This window comes from Kitasatospora sp. MMS16-BH015, assembly GCF_002943525.1.
Classification (GTDB): Bacteria; Actinomycetota; Actinomycetes; order Streptomycetales; family Streptomycetaceae; genus Kitasatospora.
In genome coordinates this window covers 1092987-1111408 of record NZ_CP025394.1, presented here as the reverse complement: position 1 = coordinate 1111408, position 18422 = coordinate 1092987, and the positions used below count along the sequence as shown (strand labels likewise).

Sequence of the window (18422 nt, the reverse complement as noted above, 5' to 3'; positions counted from 1 at the left end):
ACCATTCCGATGCCGCAGCAGCCCCGGCCCCTCACCTGGTGGCAGCGCGGCAGGCACCGAAGTCCGGTCCAGCTCCGCATCGCACCGCACCCGGGCCGCGCAACCGCGGTCCGGGAAGCCCCCACTGCGCCGCCACCGCGGCCAGGCAGCTCCGGCCGTTCGCCAACCCGCGAACGGCCGGTGAAGGAGACCCATGTCCCGCTACACCCACGCCCGGGGAGTGCTGGCCGCGCTGGCCACGTCCACGGCGCTGCTGGTCACCGCCGTCCCGATGGCCGCCCACGCCCAGACGCCCTCGCAGACCTTCGCGCCGGCCGCGGTGAGCCACGCCGAGCTGCTCTCCCAGGCGGGCCAGCAGAGCGCCGCCCTCGCCCAGCAGCTCGGCCTCGGCGGCCAGGAGAAGCTGGTCGCCAAGGACGTGGTCAAGGACGCGAACGGCACCACCCACCTGCGCTACGAGCGCACCTACGGTGGCCTGCCGGTGCTCGGTGGCGACCTGATCGTGCACCAGGCCGCGAACGGCAGCGTCAAGGGCGTGGACCGGGCCAGCACCGCCTCGCTGAACGGCGTCTCCACCACCCCGGCGCAGGCCGCCCCGAAGGCCCAGGCCTCCGCGCTGGCCCAGGAGTCCGGCTCCAATGTGGCCGTGGCGCCGCGCCTGGTGGTCTGGATGGGCAAGAACACCCCGACGCTGGCCTGGGAGACCGTGGTCACCGGCAAGCAGCACGACGGCACCCCGAGCCGCCTGCACGTCATCACCGACGCGCACTCAGGCGCGGTGCTCAGCAAGATCGAGGGCATCGAGACCGACACCGGCAACGGCGTCTTCGTCGGCACCGTGCCGCTGACCACCACCGGTGGTCAGCTCAAGGACCCGACCCGTGGCAACCAGTACACGGTCGACATGAACAACGGGACCTCCGGCAACGGCACCATCTTCACCAACTCGGGCACCACCTGGGGCAACGGCCAGGTGAGCAACCGCCAGTCGGCCGCCGTGGACGCCCAGTACGGCACCGCCGCCACCTGGGACTTCTACAAGAACACCTTCGGCCGCAACGGCATCCGCAACGACGGCGTCGGCGCCTTCAACCGGGTGCACTACGACACCAACTACACCAACGCCTTCTGGGACGACTCCTGCTTCTGCATGTCCTACGGTGACGGTGCCAGCAACACCCACCCGCTCACCGAGATCGACGTCGCGGGCCACGAGATGACCCACGGCGTCACCGCCGCCACCGCCAACCTGACCTACTCGGGCGAGTCCGGCGGCCTCAACGAGGCCACCTCGGACATCCTGGGCACCATGGTCGAGTGGTACGCCAACCTGTCCGTCGACACGCCGGACTACCTGATCGGCGAGAAGATCGACCTGAACGGCAACGGCACGCCGCTGCGGTACATGGACCAGCCCTCCAAGGACGGCGGCTCGGCCGACTCGTGGTCCTCCGGCGTCGGCAACCTCGACGTGCACTACTCCTCGGGCGTGGCCAACCACTTCTTCTACCTGCTCTCCGAGGGCAGCGGCGCCAAGACCATCAACGGGGTCAACTACAACTCCCCGACGGTCAACAACGTCTCCGTCACCGGGATCGGCCGGGACAAGGCCGCGGCGATCTGGTACCGCGCGCTGACCACGTACTTCACCTCCAGCACCGACTACGCCGCCGCGCGGACCGCGACCATCAACGCGGCCAACGACCTGTACGGCGCCGGTGGCGCGGAGGCGACCGCGGTCGCCACCGCCTGGGCGGGCGTCAACGTCGGCTCGGTGCCGGCCGGCGGCGTCACGGTGACCAACCCGGGCAACCAGACCACCGCCCTGAACGGCACCGCCAGCCTCCAGCTCAGCTCCACCGGCGGCACCGGCACCGTGACCTGGACGGCCAGCGGCCTGCCCACCGGCCTGTCGATCTCCTCCTCGGGCAAGATCACCGGCACCGCCACCACGGCCGGCACCTACAACGTGACGGCCACCGCCAAGGACAGCGCCGGCAAGACCGGCTCGACCTCCTTCACCTGGACCGTCTCCGGCGGCGGTGGCGGCAGCTGCACCCCGGCCCAGCTGCTCGGCAACGGCGGCTTCGAGACCGGCACCGCCGCCCCGTGGACCACCACCTCCGGCGTGGTCGACAACTCCTCCTCCCAGGCCGCCCACAGCGGCTCCTGGAAGGCCTGGATGAACGGTTACGGCTCGGCCCACACCGACACCGTCTCGCAGACCGTCACCATCCCGGCCGGCTGCAAGGCCAGCTTCAGCTTCTGGCTGCACATCGACACCGCCGAGACCGGCACCACCGCGTACGACAAGCTCACCGTCTCGGTGAACGGCACCACGCTGAAGACCTACTCCAACGTGGACGCGGCCACCGGCTACACCCAGCGCACCTTCGACCTCTCGGCCTACGCCGGCCAGAGCGTCACCATCAAGTTCAACGGTGTGGAGGACTCCTCCCTCCAGACCAGCTTCGTCATCGACGACGCGGCGCTGAACGTCTCCTGACGCACCGTCAGTGAGTGAGCGGCCCGGGGGCGTCACGCCTCCGGGCCGCAGTCGTGTCCGGCCGGAGATTCGACCGGGGAGGACGGTGGTCAGGACACCGTGGTCGGCCGGTCGAGGCGGGCGGTCTCCTCGGCAGGTCGGCAAGTCCGGCAACAGCACCGAGGCCCACCTGCACCCGTATGCGGAGCGGGCGGGCCTCGGCCTCGACCGGTGTCTCGCCGGGATCCCCGGCGGCCTTCACCGGGGGCGTACCGTTCGCGGCTGACCCGGCTCGCGGCGGGATCTCCTCAGGCGCTGTGCCGGGTACGCCGGATCGCGCGCCTGCGCCGGAACAGCAGGACTCCGAGTGCGGTGGCCACAGCGGCCAGCGCTGCGCCGCCGAGGACCGGCCGGCTGCCCCACAGGCCGGCGTCGTGCTCGACCGGCAGGGCGGCGAAGTCGGAGCCGCAGGCCAGTGGCCGGGCCGTGGCATCGGGGCGGAAGCAGGCCGTGGTGGAGAACTGCGAGCCGTCCTTGACCGCGTCGTGGTTCGGCTGGGCGACCTGGACGATCCGGCCGCTCTCGATCTGCTCGCGCTTGCCGACCGTGGCGGTGAGGGCGCGGTGGAGCGTGGCGCCGGGCTCCAGGTGGGCGGTCCACTCGACTGCCGTGCCGTTGGCGGTGCCGCCCTCGTCGACCGAGACCGCCCGCATGCCGCCGGGCAGCAACTGGGTGACCACGGCAGCGGGGTAGTCGGTGGCGGTGTGGTTGATGATGTCGACCCGGTAGACCACGGTGTCGCCCTCATGGACTGACGCCGCGTCACGCTGCACGGCCACGGTGACCGGGGCGCCGCCGGGGGCGGGCGGCTCGGCGTGCGCTGCGGCCGTGGCGAGGGCCGGGAGGGCGAGGGCGAGCGCGAAGGCTGCGGATCGCAGGGGCATGGTGTCGTCCTGATTCGTCATCAGTGCCGTTGTGCTCCATACGGGGGATCCCGCACGGAAGTTCCTATTTTCGCGGGTTTTGAGCGATTAGTTCCCTGTCAGTGCCTTTATACCGTTTGCACAAGGTTTTTCATTCGGATCATCGCCGTGTGTCCGGAACCAGGCAGGACGGGAACTCGATGCTCGACAGGTTGAAGCGTCTGATCGCGACGGTGCTGGCTGGCGCGCTCGTCTCCGTCCTGCCGCCGTCCTCGTCCGTGGCCATGGCGCCGGGGGCCCAGCCGCGTGCCGCGGCGGGCGCCTGCGTGGCGAAGACGCCGGGTTACAACCAGTGCCAGGTCTTCCGGAGCAGCTCCTCCACCCAGACGTTCACGCCGCCGGCCGGGGCCACCGCGGTGCGGTTCCACCTGTGGGGCGCCGGCGGTGCGACCGGGACCGGTGCCACCTCCGGGGCCGGTGGTGGCGCTGGCTACACCCTGGGCGCCGTCTCGGCACCGCTGTCGGCCTCGTACTCGATGAACGTGCCCGCCGCGGCCGGTACGGCCAACAGCGCAGGGGTCGGCGGCGGTGCGGCCTGGGTGAAGGACTCGTCCGGGGCGGTGCTGCTGGTCGCCGGTGGCGGTGGTGGCGGTGGCAAGGGGATCACCGGGTTCGCGGGCGGTGACGGTGGGGCCGGCGGCGGCGCGAACGGCGTGGCCGGGAGCGACGGCGCGGGCGGCGCCAAGGGCGGCGCCGGTGCGGCCGGTGCCGTCGGCGGTGCGGCGGGCAGCGCCGGTACGCGCGCGGGCAAGGCGGGCGGAGCCGCGCCGCTCGGCGCCGGCGGTGCGGGCGGCACGGACGGGAGCACGAGTACCAGCAGCGCCGGTGGCGGCGGCGGTGCCGGCTATGCCGGTGGTGCGGGCGGTGACGGCGGCATCGTGACGCTGGCCGGTGCGGGCGGTGGCGGCGGCAGCGGCTTCGTGAACACCACGAAGGTGCCGGACGGCACCACCGCTGCCGGCTCGGGGCAGAACGCCGGCGGGACGGACGACGCGTTCTACGACAGCGACAAGTACGGCGCCGCCAAGAACGCCGGTGCGGTGGTCGTGGAGTGGGCGATCACTCCGGTGGAGATCACCTCGGTGGCGACCGGCGACACCATCGGGACGAACACCGAGTTCAGCGGGACCGGCCTGCCGGGTGCGACGGTGACACTCCGGCGGGGCACCTCGACGGTCGGCTCAGCGGTCACCGTCGCCGCCGACGGCACCTGGAAGATCCTGGCCTCCAGCCAGTCGACCGGCACCAACGTGACCTACACCGCGACCCAGACCCTGACCAACGCCCAGCCCCTCACGGACAGCGTCACGGTCAACGTGGTCACCACCGGCCTCATCGACAAGGGCAAGCCGGTCACCAAGATCGGCACCCAGATGGACGGCCGGTGCCTGGTCGAGTACAACGGCACCTCCCAGTTCTGGTCCAGCACGGCCTGCAGTTCGGCGCTCAGCGTGGGGACCAGCCTCGTCGCGCCGGGCTGGTTCGGCCAGACCACCGGCTCGCCGGCCGGTCGCACCCAGACGCCGACCACCGGCTCGGGCACCACGGCCGATCCGTGGACGATGACGACGGTGTTCGCGGCCAACAGCGTGCTGAGCCTGACCCAGGTGGACTCGTACGTCAACGGCGAGAACGGCTTCCGGGTCGACGTCACGGTGACGAACAACGACACCAAGACGCAGGCCGGTACGTACTACCGGGGTGGTGACTGCCTGCTGGCGGGGGTCGACCAGAGTTACGGAGCGGTGCTGCCGGCCGCGCCGGGGATGGGCAACGGCATCGCGTGCGTGAAGAACTCCGACGGCACCGGGCAGGCGATGATGTTCGTGCCGCTCACCGCCGGCAGTTCCTACTCCGAGGGGTCGCCCAGCGATGTCCGGGGCCAGGCCTCGGGCGGCAAGCCGATGACCAACACCTGCCGCTGCACGGAGAACATCGACAGTGCGATGGGCATCTCGTGGCCGTACTCGCTGGGCGCGGGTGAGTCCAAGACCTTCAGCTTCTACACCGGCTTCCGCCCGGACGGCGTGAAGGCGATGACGGCGACGAAGACGGTGTCGCCGGGCAAGGTGCAGCCGGGCGAGACGGTCACCTACACGGTGAGCTTCACCAACCCGAACACCTACCCGGTCACCACCTTCGGCTTCACCGACACCCTGGACCCGCGGCTGGACTACGTGCCCGGTTCGACCAGCGGCGGCACCAACCTCAACGAGCCCACGGTCACCGGCTCCAAGGTGGGCTGGGGCGGGCTGTTCACCGTGGCGCCCAACGCGACGTTCACCTTCACCTTCCAGGCGAAGGTGAAGGGTGACGCGGCGCTGGGCACCGCCACCAACGACTTCGCCGGCGACGGCATCGCGCCGCTGTCGAAGGTGGCCCCCGTGCTGATCGCGCCGCTCGCCGACCTGGCGGTGACCAAGACCGTGGACAAGCCCTCGGTGCTGACGGGGGGCCAGGCGGTGTTCACCCTCACCGCGCGCAACGACGGGCCGAACGCGGCCGCCAACGTGGTCGTGACGGACAAGCTGCCGACCGGCCTCACCTACGTCTCGGACGACTCCGGCGGCAAGTACAACTCGACCACCGGCCTCTGGACGGTCGGTGCGCTCGCCAAGGGCGCGACGGCGACCCTGAAGATCACGGTCAAGGGGACGACGGAGGGCGACTACGTCAACGCCGTGACGGCGCTGACCTCGGACACGACCAACACCAAGCCGGTCTGCACGGACGCCGCCGACCCCTCGACCTGCCCGAACGCCAAGCTCTCGGTGCACGCCAGCGACCTGGTGATGACCGCGGCCACCGCCCCGAACCCGGTGGCGCCCGGCGCCACCTCCACGGCCACCCTGACGGTGACCAACAACGGCCCCTCCACCACGGCCGCCCCGGCCACCGTGACCTTCACCCTGCCGCAGCGCACCACCCCCGGCGCCACCCTGCCGGCCGGTTGCACGGCGGCGGCCGACAAGAAGTCGGTCACCTGCACCGTACCGGCCGGCCTGGCCAAGAGCGCCAAGGCCGACTTCGCGATCCCGCTGGTCGTCGACTCCGACGCACCGGTCTCGACCGCGCTCACCGGCGGCACGGTGACGGTGGCCTCCACGGACGACACGAACACGGCGAACAACACGGCGGCCGTGCCGCTCTCCACGACGGCCAAGGCCTCGAACGACCTGGTGATGTCGGTGAGCGCGCCGAGCACCCCGGTGACTCCGGGCACCACGACCACCGTCACCGGCACGGTGACGAACAACGGACCTTCGGACACCACCTCGGCCTCGACGGTGACCTTCACCCTGCCGGCCAACACCACGGCCGCCGCGACCCAGCCCGCAGGCTGCACGGTGGCGGTGGACAAGAAGTCGGTGAGCTGCACCATCGCGGCCGGACTGAAGAACGCCGCCACGTCCGCGTTCGCCATCTCGGTGCTGGTCGACCCGGCCGCGCCGCTGGGCACCGTGCTGTCGGGCGGCAACGCAGCAGTGGTGAACAGCGACGATCCGCTGGCGACGAACAACTCCGTGAACTTCCAGCTGACGACCACGGCGACGGCGACCGCCGACCTCTCGATCACGAAGAAGGCCTCGGGTACCACCGCCGTCGTGCCCGGCAGCACCTTCACCTACGACCTGGTGGTGTCGAACGCCGGCCCCTCCCAGGCCACGAACGTCACCGTGACCGACGCCCTCCCGGTCGTCCTGACCTTCGTCTCCTCGGACGCGGGCTGCACGGCCTCGGGGCAGACGGTGACCTGCGGTCCGATCGCCACGCTGGGCGCGGGCGCAACGAAGACCGTCAAGCTCACCGTGAAGCTGGACCCGGCGTACTCCGGCGACGGCTCGGACATCAAGAACCAGGCCACCGTCAAGTCGGACGCCACGGACCCTGACACCACCAACAACACCTCCGACGCGGGCACGGGCGGCCTGCCCGGCCCGAACCCGCAGCCCGGCCCGACGCCGAACCCGCCGGCGAAGCCCAGCGCGGACCTGTCGATCACCAAGAAGGCGGTGGGCACGACGGCGGTGGCCCCCGGTCAGTCGTTCGTCTATGACCTCACCGTGTCGAACGCCGGCCCGTCGCAGGCGAAGAACGTGGTGGTGACGGACACGCTGCCGTCGCCGCTGCGCTTCCAGCCGTCGGCGGGCTGCACCGCCTCGGGGCAGACCGTGACCTGCGATCCGGTGGCCGTGCTGGAGGTCGGCGCAACGCGGGTCTTCAAGGTGACCGTGCAGTTGGACCCGGCGTATGCGGGTGACGGCTCTGACATCCGAAACCAGGCGTCGGTGAAGTCGGATACGGCGGACCCGGTGTCGACGAACAACACCTCGGATGCGGCGACGGGTGGCCTGCCCGGCCCTGGCCCGGTGCCGAACCCGCCGGCGAAGCCGAGCGCGGACCTGGCGATCACCAAGAAGCCGGTCGGGACGACCGCCGTCGTGCCCGGTGGGACCTTCGACTACACGATCACGGTGACGAACGCCGGTCCGTCACAGGCGAAGAACGTGGTGGTGACGGACGCACTGCCGTCGCAGCTCTCCTTCGTCTCCGCCGACACCGGCTGTGCCGCTTCGGGCCAGACGGTCACCTGCACCGGTCCGGCGACGCTGGACCCGGGCAAGAGCCAGAGCTACAAGGTGACGGTGCGTCTGGACCAGGCGTACGGCGGTGACGGCTCCGACATCCGTAACCAGGCGTCGGTGAAGTCGGACACGGCGGATCCGGTGGCGGCGAACAACACCTCGGATGCGGCGACGGGTGGCCTGCCCGGCCCTGGCCCGGTGCCGAACCCGCCGGCGAAGCCGAGTGCGGACCTGGCGATCACCAAGAAGCCGGTCGGGACGACGCCCGTCGTGCCCGGCGGAACCTTCGACTACACCGTCACGGTGACCAACGCCGGTCCGTCGCAGGCGAAGAACGTGGTGGTGACGGACGCGCTGCCGAGCGTGCTGGCGTTCGTCTCGGCCGACGCGGGGTGCACCGCCGCCGGTCAGACAGTCACCTGCACGGGTCCTGCGACGCTGGATGTCGGAAAGTCCCAGGCGTACAAGATCACGGTCAAGTTGGATGCCGCGTACTCCGGTGACGGCTCCGATATCCGCAACCAGGCGTCGGTGAAGTCGGACACGGCGGATCCGGTGCCGGCGAACAACACCTCGGATGCGGGGACGGGCGGCCTGCCCGGTCCGAATCCGCAGCCCGGTCCGACGCCGAACCCGCCGGCGAAGCCGAGCGCGGACCTGGCTATCACCAAGGCTCCAGTCGGGACGACGCCCGTCGTGCCCGGCGGGACGTTCGACTACACGATCACGGTGACGAACAACGGCCTGTCGCAGGCGAAGAACGTGGTCGTCACCGACACCCTGCCGACCCAGCTCCACTTCGTGTCCGCCGACACCGGCTGCGCCGCTTCGGGCCAGACGGTCACCTGCACGGGGCCGGCGACGCTGGACCCGAAGGCCACGCAGGTTTACAAGGTGACGGTCCGTCTGGACCAGGCGTATGCGGGTGACGGCTCTGACATCCGTAACCAGGCGTCGGTGAAGTCGGACACGGCCGATCCCGACACGTCGAACAACACGTCGGATGCGGCGACGGGCGGTCTGCCGGGTCCGAATCCGCAGCCCGGTCCGACGCCGAATCCGCCGGCGCCGGCCTCGGCTGATCTGGCGATCACGAAGAAGCCGGTCGGGACGACCCCGGTCGTGGCGGGTGGGACCTTCGACTACGAGCTGACCGTGACCAACAAGGGTCTGTCGCAGGCGAAGAACGTGGTCGTGACGGATGCGCTCCAGGCGGAGCTGCACTTCGTGTCCGCGGATGCTGGTTGCGCTGCGTCCGGTCAGACGGTGACTTGCACGGGTCCGGCGACGTTGGTTGTCGGCGGGACGCAGGTTTACAAGGTGACGGTCCGTCTGGATCAGGCGTATGCCGGTGACGGTTCGGACATCCGTAACCAGGCTTCGGTGAAGTCCGACACCGCCGACCCTGATACGTCGAACAACACCTCTGATGCGGGGACGGGTGGTCTGCCTGGTCCTGGTCCGGGCCCGAATCCGCCAGCGCCGGCCTCGGCTGACCTGGCGATCACGAAGAAGCCCGTCGGTACCACCTTGGTCGCGCCTGGCGAGAGCTTCGATTACGAGTTGACGGTGACGAACAAGGGCTTGTCGCAGGCGAAGAACGTGGTGGTGACGGACGCGCTGCCGTCTCAGCTCCGCTTCGTGTCCGCCGACACCGGCTGCACCGCTGCTGGTCAGACGGTGACGTGCACGGGGCCGGCGACGCTGGATGTGGGCAAGAGCCAGGTTTACAAGGTGACGGTCCGTCTGGACCAGGCGTATGCGGGTGACGGTTCGGACATCCGGAACACTGCGTCGGTGAAGTCGGACACCGCCGACCCGGACACGTCGAACAACACCTCGGATGCGGGGACGGGTGGTCTGCCCGGTCCTGGTCCGGGCCCGAACCCGCCGGCTGTGACCAAGGCTGATCTGGCGATCACGAAGAAGGCGGTGGGTACGGCTCCGGTGGTGCCGGGGACGAACTTCTCGTACGAGTTGACGGTGACGAACAACGGTCCGTCGCAGGCGAAGAACGTGGTGGTGACGGACGCGCTGCCGAGCGTGCTGGCGTTCGTCTCGGCTGACGCGGGTTGCGCTGCTTCCGGTCAGACGGTGACCTGCACGGGTCCTGCGACGCTGGATGTCGGCAAGACGCAGACCTACAAGATCACGGTCAAACTTGACCCCGCCTACTCCGGTGACGGTTCGGACATCCGTAACCAGGCTTCGGTGAAGTCGGACACGGCCGACCCGGTGTCGGCGAACAACACCTCGGATGCGGCGACGGGCGGTCTGCCCGGCCCCGGTCCGGGCCCGAACCCGCCGGCTCCGGCCTCGGCCGATCTGGCGATCACCAAGAGGCCCGTGGGCACGACCCTCGTCGTCCCGGGGACTACCTATGACTACGAGATCACGGTCACGAACAACGGTCCCTCGCAGGCGAGAAACGTGGTGGTGGCGGACGCGCTGCCGGCACAGCTGGCGTTCGTCTCCTCCGCCGACGGCTGCACCGCGTCCGGGCAGGATGTGACCTGTGGTCCGTTGGTGACCATGGACCCGAAGGCCGTCAAGGTTTACAAGGTGACGGTCCGCCTGGACCGGGCGTACGCCGGTGACGGCTCCGATATCCGGAACCAGGCCTCGGTGAAGTCGGACACCGCCGATCCCGACATGTCCAACAACACCTCGGATGCGGGGACGGGCGGTCTGCCTGGTCCTGGTCCGGGTCCGAACCCGCCGGCGCCGGCCTCGGCTGATCTGGCGATCGCGAAGAAGCCCGTCGGGACGACTCCGGTCGTGCCGGGGACGGACTTCTCCTACGAGCTGACGGTCACCAACAAGGGCCCCTCGCAGGCGAAAAGCGTCGTCGTCACGGACGTGCTCCAGGCGGAGCTGCACTTCGTCTCCGTCGACGCGGGTTGCGCGGCCGCGGGCCAGACGGTCACCTGCACTGGTCCGGCGACGCTCGACCCGAAGGGCACTCAGACCTACAAGATCACGGTCAAGCTCGATGCCGCCTATGCGGGTGACGGTTCGGACATCCGTAACCAGGCGTCGGTGAAGTCGGACACCGCCGATCCCGACATGTCCAACAACACCTCGGATGCGGGGACAGGTGGTCTGCCTGGTCCTGGTCCGGTGCCGAACCCGCCGGCTCCGGCCTCGGCTGATCTGGCGATCACGAAGAAGCCGGTCGGGACGACTCCGGTTGTGGCGGGTGGGACGTTCGAGTACGAGATCACGGTGACGAACAACGGTCCCTCGCAGGCGAAGAACGTGGTGGTGACGGATGCGCTGCCCTCGCAGCTGCATTTCGTCTCTGCTGATTCCGCTTGCACGGCGTCAGGGCAGGAGGTGACCTGCGGTCCGTTGGCGACGATGGATCCGAAGGCCACGCAGGTTTACAAGGTGACAGTCCGTTTGGACCAGGCGTATGCGGGTGACGGTTCGGACATCCGCAACACTGCGTCGGTGAAGTCGGACACGGCCGACCCGGTGCCGGCGAACAACACCTCGGATGCGGCGACGGGTGGTCTGCCTGGTCCTGGGCCGGGCCCGAATCCGCCGGCTCCGGCTTCGGCTGATCTGGCGATCACGAAGAAGCCCGTCGGTACCACCTCGGTCGCGCCCGGCGAGAGTTTCGACTACGAGTTGACGGTGACGAACAACGGTCCGTCGCAGGCGAGGAACGTGGTGGTGACGGACGCACTGCCGAGCGTGCTGGCGTTCGTCTCGGCTGACGCGGGTTGTGCTGTTTCCGGTCAGACGGTGACGTGCATCGGGCCGGCAACGTTGGATGTGGGCAAGACCCTGGCGTACAAGATCACGGTCAAGTTGGATGCCGCGTACTCCGGTGACGGTTCGGACATCCGTAACCAGGCGTCGGTGAAGTCGGACACGGCGGATCCGGTGCCGGCGAACAACACCTCGGATGCGGTGACGGGTGGTCTGCCTGGCCCGGGCCCGGGCCCGAACCCGCCGAGTCCTGCCAAGGCGGACCTGGCTGTCACCAAGAAGCCCGTCGGGACTGCTCCGGTGGTGCCTGGGACGGACTTCTCGTACGAGATCACGGTGACGAACAACGGTCCCTCGCAGGCGAGCAATGTGGTGGTGACGGATGCGCTGCCGTCGCAGTTGGCGTTCGTCTCCTCGGCGGACGGCTGCACGGCGTCCGGTCGTGACGTGACCTGCGGTCCGCTGGCGACGATGGACCCGAAGGGGACCCGTACGTACCGGATCACGGTCAAGCTGGATGCCGCCTATGCGGGCAACGGGTCCGATATCCGTAACCTGGCGTCGGTGAAGTCCGACACCGCCGACCCCGACACCTCGAACAACACCTCGGATGCCGCGACGGGTGGTCTGCCTGGTCCTGGGCCGGGTCCGAACCCGCCGGCGCCGGCCTCGGCTGATCTGGCGATCACGAAGAAGCCGGTGGGGACGACCCCGGTTGTGGCGGGTGGGACGTTCGAGTACGAGATCACGGTCACGAACAACGGTCCGTCGCAGGCGAGGAACGTGGTGGTGACGGATGCGCTGCCGTCGCAGTTGGCGTTCGTCTCCTCGGCGGACGGCTGCACGGCGTCCGGTCGTGACGTGACCTGCGGTCCGCTGGCGACGATGGACCCGAAGGGGACCCGTACGTACCGGATCACGGTCAAGCTGGATGCCGCCTATGCGGGCAACGGGTCCGATATCCGTAACCTGGCGTCGGTGAAGTCCGACACCGCCGACCCCGACACCTCGAACAACACCTCGGATGCCGCGACGGGTGGTCTGCCTGGTCCTGGGCCGGGTCCGAACCCGCCGGCGCCGGCCTCGGCTGATCTGGCGATCACGAAGAAGCCGGTGGGGACGACCCCGGTTGTGGCGGGTGGGACGTTCGAGTACGAGATCACGGTCACGAACAACGGTCCGTCGCAGGCGAGGAACGTGGTGGTGACGGATGCGCTGCCGTCGCAGTTGGCGTTCGTCTCCTCAGCGGACGGCTGCACCGCGTCCGGGCGGGATGTGACCTGCGGTCCGCTCGCGACGATGGACCCGAAGGCCGTCAAGGTTTACAAGGTGACGGTCCGGCTGGACCAGGCGTACGCGGGTGACGGTGCGGACATCCGTAACCAGGCGTCGGTGAAGTCGGACACCGCCGATCCCGACACCTCGAACAACACCTCGGATGCGGCGATGGGTGGCCTTCCTGGCCCGAACCCGCAGCCCGGCCCGAACCCGAACCCGCCGGCGCCGGCTTCGGCTGACCTGGCGATCGCGAAGAAGGCGGTGGGTACGGCTCCCGTCGTGCCGGGGACGGACTTCTCCTACGAGTTGACGGTGACCAACAACGGTCCGTCGCAGGCGAGGAATGTCTCGGTCACGGACAACCTGCCGGGTGTGCTGGCATTCGTCTCGGCCGACGCCGGCTGTGCTGCTTCCGGTCAGACGGTGACCTGTACTGGTCCGGCGACCTTGGACGTCGGAAAGACCCGGACGTACAAGATCACGGTCAAGCTGGATGCCGCGTACTCCGGCGACGGTTCCGACATCCGTAACCAGGCCTCGGTGAAGTCGGACACGGCGGATCCGGTGCCGGCGAACAACACCTCGGATGCGGGGACGGGTGGTCTGCCTGGCCCGGGCCCTGGTCCGAACCCGCCGGCGCCGGCCTCGGCTGACCTGGCGATCACCAAGAAGCCGGTGGGGACGACGCCTGTCGTGGCGGGTGGGACGTTCGAGTACGAGATCACGGTGACGAACAACGGTCCGTCGCAGGCCAAGAACGTCACGGTCACCGACAATCTGCCGACGCAGTTGCACTTCGTGTCCGCTGACACCGGCTGCGTGGTGTCCGGCCAGACGGTCACTTGTGGTCCTCTGGCGACCATGGACCCGAAGGGCACCCGTACCTACAAGATCACAGTCCAACTCGACGCCGCCTACTCCGGTGACGGTTCGGACATCCGTAACCAGGCGTCGGTGAAGTCCGACACCGCCGATCCCGACATGTCCAACAACACGTCGGATGCGGGGACGGGTGGTCTGCCCGGCCCGGGCCCCGGTCCGAACCCGCCTGCCCCGGCCTCGGCTGATCTGGCGATCGTGAAGAAGCCGGTCGGGACGACTCCGGTTGTGGCGGGTGGGACGTTCGAGTACGAGATCACGGTGACGAACAAGGGCCTGTCGCAGGCGAGGAATGTGGTGGTGACGGATGCGCTGCCGTCGCAGCTGCAGTTCGTGTCGGCCGACGCTGGCTGCGGGGTTTCCGGTCAGACGGTCACCTGCACCGGGCCGGCGACGCTCGACCCGAAGGGAACGCAGGTCTACAAGGTGACGGTCCGGCTGGACCAGGCGTACGCGGGTGACGGTTCGGACATTCGGAACACCGCGTCGGTGAAGTCCGACACCGCTGACCCCGATATGTCCAACAACACGTCGGATGCGGGGACGGGTGGTCTGCCTGGTCCTGGTCCGGTGCCGAATCCGCCGGCGCCGGCTTCGGCTGATCTGGCGATCACGAAGAAGCCCGTCGGTACCACCTTGGTCGCGCCTGGCGAGAGCTTCGATTACGAGTTGACGGTGACGAACAAGGGCTTGTCGCAGGCGAAGAACGTGGTGGTGACGGACGCGCTGCCGTCTCAGCTCCGCTTCGTGTCCGCCGACACCGGCTGCACCGCTGCTGGTCAGACGGTGACGTGCACGGGGCCGGCGACGCTGGATGTGGGCAAGAGCCAGGTTTACAAGGTGACGGTCCGTCTGGACCAGGCGTATGCGGGTGACGGTTCGGACATCCGGAACACCGCGTCGGTGAAGTCCGACACCGCCGACCCGGACACGTCGAACAACACCTCGGATGCGGGGACGGGTGGTCTGCCCGGCCCCGGTCCGGGCCCGAACCCGCCGGCTGTGACCAAGGCCGATCTGGCGATCACGAAGAAGGCGGTGGGTACGGCTCCGGTGGTGCCGGGGACGGACTTCTCGTACGAGTTGACGGTGACGAACAACGGTCCGTCGCAGGCGAAGAACGTGGTGGTGACGGACGCGCTGCCGAGCGTGCTGGCGTTCGTCTCGGCTGACGCGGGTTGCGCTGCTTCCGGTCAGACGGTGACCTGCACGGGTCCGGCGACGCTGGATGTCGGCAAGACGCAGACCTACAAGATCACGGTCAAACTTGACCCCGCCTACTCCGGTGACGGCTCGGACATCCGCAACACTGCGTCGGTGAAGTCGGACACGGCCGACCCGGTGCCGGCGAACAACACCTCGGATGCGGCGACGGGTGGTCTGCCCGGCCCCGGTCCGGGCCCGAACCCGCCGGCGCCGGCCTCGGCCGATCTGGCGATCGTGAAGAAGCCGGTCGGGACGACGCCCGTCGTGGCAGGTGGGACGTTCGAGTACGAGATCACGGTCACCAACAACGGTCCGTCGCAGGCGAAGAACGTCGTCGTCACGGACGTACTCCAGGCGGAGCTGCACTTCGTGTCGGCCGACGCTGGTTGCGGGGCTGCCGGCCGGACGGTCACCTGCACCGGGCCGGCGACGCTCGACCCGAAGGGTACGCAGGTCTACAAGGTGACGGTCCGGCTGGACCAGGCGTACGGCGGCAATGGTTCGGACATTCGGAACACCGCGTCGGTGAAGTCGGACACCGCTGACCCCGATATGTCCAACAACACGTCGGATGCGGGGACGGGTGGTCTGCCTGGTCCTGGTCCGGGTCCGAATCCGCCGGCGCCGACTTCGGCTGATCTGGCGATCACGAAGAAGCCCGTCGGTACCACCTTGGTCGCGCCCGGTGAGAGTTTCGATTACGAGCTGACGGTGACGAACAAGGGTCTGTCGCAGGCGAGGAATGTGGTGGTGACGGATGCGCTCCAAGCGGAGCTGCACTTCGTGTCGGCCGACGCCGGTTGCGTTGCCTCCGGCCAGACGGTGACCTGCGCGGGTCCGGCGACGCTGGATGTCGGTAAGACCCAGACCTACAAGGTGACGGTCCGGCTGGACCAGGCGTACGTCGGCAATGGTTCGGACATCCGTAACCAGGCGTCGGTGAAGTCCGACACCGCCGACCCTGACACGTCCAACAACACGTCGGATGCGGCGACGGGCGGCCTGCCCGGCCCCGGTCCGGGCCCGAACCCGCCGGCTGTGACCAAGGCCGATCTGGCGATCACGAAGAAGGCGGTGGGTACGGCTCCGGTGGTGCCGGGGACGGACTTCTCGTACGAGTTGACGGTGACGAACAACGGTCCGTCGCAGGCGAAGAACGTCTCGGTCACCGACAACCTGCCGGGTGTGCTGGCGTTCGTCTCGGCCGACAGCGGCTGCACCGGTACCGGCCGGATGGTCATCTGCACCGGGCCGGCGACGCTGGATGTGGGCAAGACCCGGACGTACAAGATCACGGTCAAGTTGGATGCCGGGTACTCCGGTGACGGTTCGGACATCCGTAACCAGGCGTCGGTGAAGTCGGACACCGCCGATCCCGACATGTCCAACAACACCTCGGATGCGGGGACGGGCGGTCTGCCCGGCCCGGGCCCTGGTCCGAACCCGCCTGCCCCGGCCTCGGCTGATCTGGCGATCGTGAAGAAGACGGCGAACGACACCAGGGTTTCTCCGGGAGCGACCTTCGACTACGCCTTCACGGTCACCAACAACGGGCCGTCCCGGGCCCTCGGGGTCGTGGTGACGGATCCGCTGCCCGCTCCGCTGGCGTTCGTCTCCTCGGCGGACGGTTGCACGGCGGCGGGGCAGAACGTGGTCTGCCCGAGGCTGGTGGAACTCGCTGTCGGTGCTTCCCGGACGTACACCATCACGGTGCGCCTGGACGCGGACTACGACGGCGACGGCTCCGAGATCCGCAACACCGCCAGGGTGGCGGCGGACACCGCCGACCCGGTCTCCGCGAACAACAGCTCCCAGGCCGGCCTGCCCGGTGGCAAGCCCGCTCGTGGGGTGGCCAACCTCGCGGTGGAGAAGAAGAGTACGGGGCCGCAGGCCGCGCCGGGCGAGACGGTGCCGTACACCATCACCGTCACCAACAAGGGCCCGAGCAACGACGCGTACCAGGTCGTCCTCGCGGACAAGCTGCCCGCTCCGCTGTCCTACGTCTCCTCGCAGCCGGCCGGGTGCGTGCTCGACAGTGCGTCGCGCACTGTGCGCTGCCCGGTGAAGAACCGCCTGCGGGTGGGGGAGAAGTTCAGCTACACCCTGCTCTTGCGGCTGGACCCGGGGTACACCGGTGACGGCTCGGACGTGCTGAACACGGCGACGGTCAGCGGCGACAACCTCGACCCGGACACGGCCGACAACACCTCCACCGCGCCGCTGCCCGACAACGGCCGACCCGCGCCGCCGAAGCGCGACCTGGCGGTGACGGCCACGGTCGGCGCGGACAGCGTGACCCCGGGTGGGACGGTCCAACTGAGGACGGTGATCCGCAACCTCGGGCCGTCGGCCACCAGCGGGCGTGGCACGCACACGGTCACGCTCCCCGAGGGGGTCACCTTCACCGGGCAGGCGCCTGCGGGCTGCGCCTTCGAGTCCCCGGCCCGGGCGGTCTGCACCGTGCCCGCCCAGCTCGTCCCCGGTGGGAATGCCGAGGCCGGGGCCCAAACCGACAGTGTGGCCTACGAGTTCACGCTCCGGCTCTCGGCGGACGCGGGCCACGGCGCGGTCGTTCTCGGCGATGCCTCGGTCGACGAGCCCGACGACCAGGTGAGCCGGAACAACAGCGCGCCGTTCACGATCCGGGCCAAGGCACCCGCCGCCGATCTGGCGCTCACCAAGCAGGCCGCCTACCCGGCCGGCAAGAGCCAGGTCGACCCGGGCGACACCTTCACCTACACCCTCACAGCGGTCAACAACGGGCCGTCCACGGCGGTGAACGTGAAGGTGGGCGACCCGCTGCCCGCCGCGCTCGCCTTCGTCTCCTCCCCGGACGGCTGCACCGCGAACGGCCAGACGGTCAGCTGCGGGCCGCTCGCCCGGCTGGCGGTCGGCGCCAAGGCGGTCTACCGGATCACCGTGAAGCTGGACCCGAAGTCGACTGGCCGGAGCGTGGACAACATCGCCACCGTCTCCGCCGACACCGCCGACCCGGACCAGGCGAACAACAGCAACAAGCCCGGCACCACCGGCCCCGACGGCGGGATCCTGCACACCGGCGAGTACGTCGTCCTGCCGGAGCCGCTGCCCCACACCGGCGCGGACCGGTCGCTCTGGCTGCTCGGCTGGGCGGCGGCCCTGACCGGCCTCGGCAGCCTGCTCCTCGCGGCGACCGCTCTGGTCAGGCGCCGCCGGCCGTAGCGGCGGAGGAACGGGAGAGGAGCAGCACGCCGGTGGCGGTGACCCGAGGGCCTGGTCACCGCCACCGGTGCTGCCGGGGGCGGCCGC

7 protein-coding genes and 1 pseudogene are annotated in these 18422 nt (G+C 69.5%); 3 read left to right on the top strand and 5 right to left on the bottom strand.

Translation table 11 applies throughout. The annotated features are described in order from the left end of the window. Positions 1–193 precede the first annotated feature (193 nt). Complete coding sequence (locus tag CFP65_RS04775) at positions 194–2506, top strand: M4 family metallopeptidase (protein WP_104814896.1); 2313 nt, start codon at positions 194–196, stop codon at positions 2504–2506. A 287-nt stretch (positions 2507–2793) separates the two neighbouring features. On the opposite strand, the gene CFP65_RS04770 is transcribed toward CFP65_RS04775, so the two are convergent. The 4 genes from CFP65_RS04770 to CFP65_RS40540 all read right to left on the bottom strand — a co-directional run bounded on the left by CFP65_RS04770 (position 2794) and on the right by CFP65_RS40540 (position 5122). Further along, a complete protein-coding gene (locus CFP65_RS04770) occupies positions 2794–3450 on the bottom strand; it encodes a DUF11 domain-containing protein (protein WP_104814895.1) in 657 nt (218 codons plus the stop codon). A gap of 448 nt (positions 3451–3898) precedes the next feature. Next, positions 3899–4066: a hypothetical protein gene (locus CFP65_RS40550; RefSeq protein ID WP_254552236.1), complete on the bottom strand. Its 168-nt coding sequence runs from the start codon at positions 4064–4066 to the stop codon at positions 3899–3901. 399 nt (positions 4067–4465) lie between these two features. Next, positions 4466–4714: a hypothetical protein gene (locus tag CFP65_RS40545; protein ID WP_254552235.1), complete on the bottom strand. Its 249-nt coding sequence runs from the start codon at positions 4712–4714 to the stop codon at positions 4466–4468. Between the two features lie 9 nt (positions 4715–4723). Beyond that, positions 4724–5122: a hypothetical protein gene (locus CFP65_RS40540; RefSeq protein ID WP_254552234.1), complete on the bottom strand. Its 399-nt coding sequence runs from the start codon at positions 5120–5122 to the stop codon at positions 4724–4726. A 250-nt stretch (positions 5123–5372) separates the two neighbouring features. Here CFP65_RS40540 and CFP65_RS42405 point away from each other — a divergent pair. Then, positions 5373–5747 (top strand): annotated as a pseudogene (locus tag CFP65_RS42405) (DUF11 domain-containing protein); the annotation flags it as partial. On the opposite strand, the gene CFP65_RS40535 reads toward CFP65_RS42405, so the two are convergent. Then, entirely contained in the window at positions 5642–5902 is a 261-nt protein-coding gene (locus CFP65_RS40535) for a hypothetical protein (protein ID WP_254552233.1), read from the bottom strand. The pseudogene CFP65_RS42405 and the gene CFP65_RS40535 overlap by 106 nt on opposite strands. Positions 5903–5930: 28 nt before the next feature. On the opposite strand from CFP65_RS40535, the gene CFP65_RS04760 reads away from it, so the two are divergent. Beyond that, positions 5931–18335: a DUF11 domain-containing protein gene (locus tag CFP65_RS04760; protein ID WP_254552232.1), complete on the top strand. Its 12405-nt coding sequence runs from the start codon at positions 5931–5933 to the stop codon at positions 18333–18335. Positions 18336–18422 lie beyond the last annotated feature (87 nt).